The sequence below is a fragment of the Aestuariivirga sp. genome (assembly GCF_044238155.1).
Classification (GTDB): domain Bacteria; phylum Pseudomonadota; class Alphaproteobacteria; order Rhizobiales; family Aestuariivirgaceae; genus Aestuariivirga.
On the sequence record NZ_JBIIDX010000231.1, the window covers coordinates 1 to 3066 of the forward strand.

Sequence of the window (3066 nt, forward strand, 5' to 3'; positions counted from 1 at the left end):
GGGTTCAGGATCATCGGCCGCAGCAGATGCCGCCGCGCTGGCCAGCTTCCGCCAGGCACTGACATTGCGATTATGCTCTTCAAGTGTAGACGCAAAGGCATGCCCGCCTGTTCCATCCGCCACAAAAAAAAGATGCGGCGTATCCTCAGGATTGAGAACGGCCTCAAGCGCAGCCCGGCCTGGATTGGCAATAGGACCAGGCGGCAGGCCGTTGATGCGATAGGTGTTGTAGGGTGTCTGTCGGGCAATGTCGGCCTTGCTGAGCGGCCGGTCCAGCCGTCCTTTTCCACCCACCATGCCATAGATGATGGTTGGGTCTGATTGCAGCCGCATGCCTTTTTCCAGGCGGTTGATGAATACCGCTGCAATCAGCGGGCGTTCGTCCGGCTCAGCTGTTTCCTTCTCGACGATCGAGGCCAGCGTAACTGCCTGTTCCTTGGTCTGGATCACCGGAACGGCCTTGCGTTTTGCCCACAATTCGGCGAGCAGATCCTGTTGCGCGCTCTGCATATCCGCGATCAGCTTCTGGCGGGTCATTCCGCGCCGGAAGACATAGGTGTCCGGCAGGATTGAACCCTCCGGCGGTACCGCGACGGGCGGGCCAGTCAGGACCTCGTTCGTATTGACGCGCCCTGCGACCATTTCACTTGTGAAGCCTTCGGGAATGGAGATCTTGTAGGTGACGGCCTTGCCACTGGCGATCAGGGCCATGACGTCGCGCATCGAGGCTGCGGCAGGGAAGGCATATTCACCCGCCTTGAGCCGGCTGCGCTGGCCCGTGACCTGCGCCATGATTGCAAACAATCGCCCGCTTTCGACTATGCCGTTCCGGGCCAGTGCGTCGCCAATCTCGGAAGCCGAGAGACCCTGCTCGACGATGAAGACCTTCTCCGCAACCAGTGGCCCGGGCCTGGCATATTCATACTGCGCATAATAGGCAGTAATGACTGCCCCGAGCCCGACGACGACAAGAAGCAGGGCCGTCCATACGAGAACCCGGATCAACGCCGAGCCCCGCCGCTTCAATCGCCGCGGTGTCGGCACCCTGACGGATGGCGGCAGTGTGCTCAAGTCCTTCCTTCCTCATGCATTCAGGCCGAGCAGCGGCGCATGATCAGCGATGCGTTGGTTCCCCCGAAACCAAAGGAATTCGACAGAACTGTGTTGATCTCCTTGTGCTTGGCCTTATGGGGCACGAGGTCAATCGCGGTTTCGACCGAGGGATTGTCGAGATTGATGGTCGGGGGCGCTATGTTGTCTCGCATGGCCAGCACGGAGAACACCGCCTCAACTGCACCGGCAGCGCCCAGCAGATGGCCAATCGAGGACTTGGTCGACGACATGGTCAGATCCGCCGTGCGATTGCCCATCAGGCGTTCCACCGCACGCAATTCGATTTCGTCACCGAGCGGGGTCGACGTGCCATGGGCATTGACGTAGTCGATTTCATGCGCCTGCAGCCCAGCGCGCTTGAGCGCTGCCGACATGCAGCGGAAGGCGCCGTCACCATCGGAGGACGGAGCGGTTACATGGTAGGCATCACCTGACATGCCATAGCCGACGATTTCCGCATAGATCCTGGCGCCACGTGCCTTGGCGTGTTCCAGTTCTTCGAGCACCATGATGCCCGCTCCTTCTCCCATGACGAAGCCATCACGGTCCTTGTCATAGGGTCGCGAGCCTTTCTCCGGTGCATCGTTGAACTTTGTAGCCAGTGCCTTGCAGGCGATGAAGCCGGCAATACCGATGCGGCAGATCGCGGATTCAGCACCACCCGCCACCATGACGTCTGCATCATCCAGCGCAATCAGGCGGGCAGCATCACCGATGGCGTGCGAACCAGTCGAGCAGGCGGTCACCACGGCATGGTTCGGGCCCTTGAGGCCAAACTCGATCGACACAAGTCCGGAAGCAAGATTGATGAGCGAACCTGGAATGAAGAAGGGGCTGATGCGGCGCGGGCCCTTTTCCTCCATGAGCATCGTCGTGTCAGCAATATTGCTCAGGCCACCTATGCCGGACCCCACCAGTACCCCGGCCCGGCACTTTTCCTCTTCCGTCTTGAGTTCAACGCCAGCATCCTTCATGGCCTGCTTGGCAGCAGCGACGGCATAGATGATGAAATCATCGTAGCGACGGATGTCCTTGGCATCCATCCACTGCTCGGGATTGAACGTCCCATCGGCGCCATCACCGCGCGGCACCTCACAGGCAATCTGACACGGCAGATCGGAGGCATCGAACCGGGTGATCCGGCCAGCGCCCGACCGGCCCTCGATCAAGCGTTGCCAGCTCGCCTCAACTCCTGTCGCGAGCGGCGTGACCAGCCCCAGTCCGGTTACGACTACACGGCGCATAGATTGACCCTTCCATATGAAAAACGCGGCGGCAGGAAGTGCGCATTCCTGCCTCCGCGCCCGTTTCGAACATGATCGCAACCGCCGTGGGCACGATCACGGACAGCGCCTTTAGGCGGCGCTCTTTTCAATGAACTTGACGGCGTCGCCAACCGTCTGGATCGATTCGGCTGCATCATCAGGAATCTCGATCCCGAACTCTTCTTCAAAAGCCATCACGAGTTCGACGGTATCGAGGCTGTCTGCGCCGAGATCATCAATGAAGCTCGCCTCCGCCTTGACCTTGTCGGCGTCCACGCCGAGATGCTCGACGACGATCTTCTTCACCCGCTCAGCCACGTCACTCATTGTTTTTTGGTCCTTGATTGTTTCCAGAACGATTCTGCTGGACCCAGGAAAACCCCGAGCCCCCCATACTCCCGGGGTTCCCTAGCACAAAACCGAGGCAGGTCAAAAGGGGCAATGGTCCGGACCGCCCCCGAACTTGCGCTCCGGCATTGGGTCTGGCAGCCTATGGCCATGCGCCAGGCTTTGACAGTATTGCTTTTTTTGCTTTCCGCCGTGTCGGCGGCTCAGGCAGATGGCGAACTGGACCGTCTCCTGTCGGCAACAGACCGGAGCCGGCTGGCCCAGTTCGACACCAGCCTGGAGGGCGCTCTCGCCGAGGCCCGGGCGGGTGGAGCCACCGCCGACAGGACAGTCCTCGAGA

General features: G+C 60.5%; 3 protein-coding genes and 1 pseudogene. 1 reads left to right on the top strand and 3 read right to left on the bottom strand.

From position 1 onward, the window contains the following. From mltG to ACILRN_RS16380, 3 genes are all read right to left on the bottom strand, one after another. The coding region (gene mltG, locus ACILRN_RS16370) for an endolytic transglycosylase MltG (protein WP_395690031.1) at window positions 1-1071 on the bottom strand (1071 nt) is incomplete at its 3' end. Between the two features lie 20 nt (window positions 1072-1091). After that, window positions 1092-2357, bottom strand: coding sequence for a beta-ketoacyl-ACP synthase II (gene fabF / locus ACILRN_RS16375; RefSeq protein WP_395690032.1), 1266 nt, complete (start codon window positions 2355-2357; stop codon window positions 1092-1094). A 111-nt stretch (window positions 2358-2468) separates the two neighbouring features. Further along, window positions 2469-2705, bottom strand: a complete 237-nt coding sequence (locus tag ACILRN_RS16380; RefSeq protein ID WP_111197536.1) for an acyl carrier protein — start codon at window positions 2703-2705, stop codon at window positions 2469-2471. 114 nt (window positions 2706-2819) lie between these two features. On the opposite strand from ACILRN_RS16380, the pseudogene ACILRN_RS16385 reads away from it, so the two are divergent. Beyond that, window positions 2820-3066, top strand: a pseudogene (locus ACILRN_RS16385) (hypothetical protein); the annotation flags it as partial.

Excerpts from the sequence above, each read along its gene's own strand:
- fabF (WP_395690032.1), bottom strand. The coding sequence starts at position 2,357 with ATGCGCCGTGTAGTCGTAACCGGACTGGGGCTGGTCACGCCGCTCGCG.
- ACILRN_RS16380 (WP_111197536.1), bottom strand. The coding sequence starts at position 2,705 with ATGAGTGACGTGGCTGAGCGGGTGAAGAAGATCGTCGTCGAGCATCTC.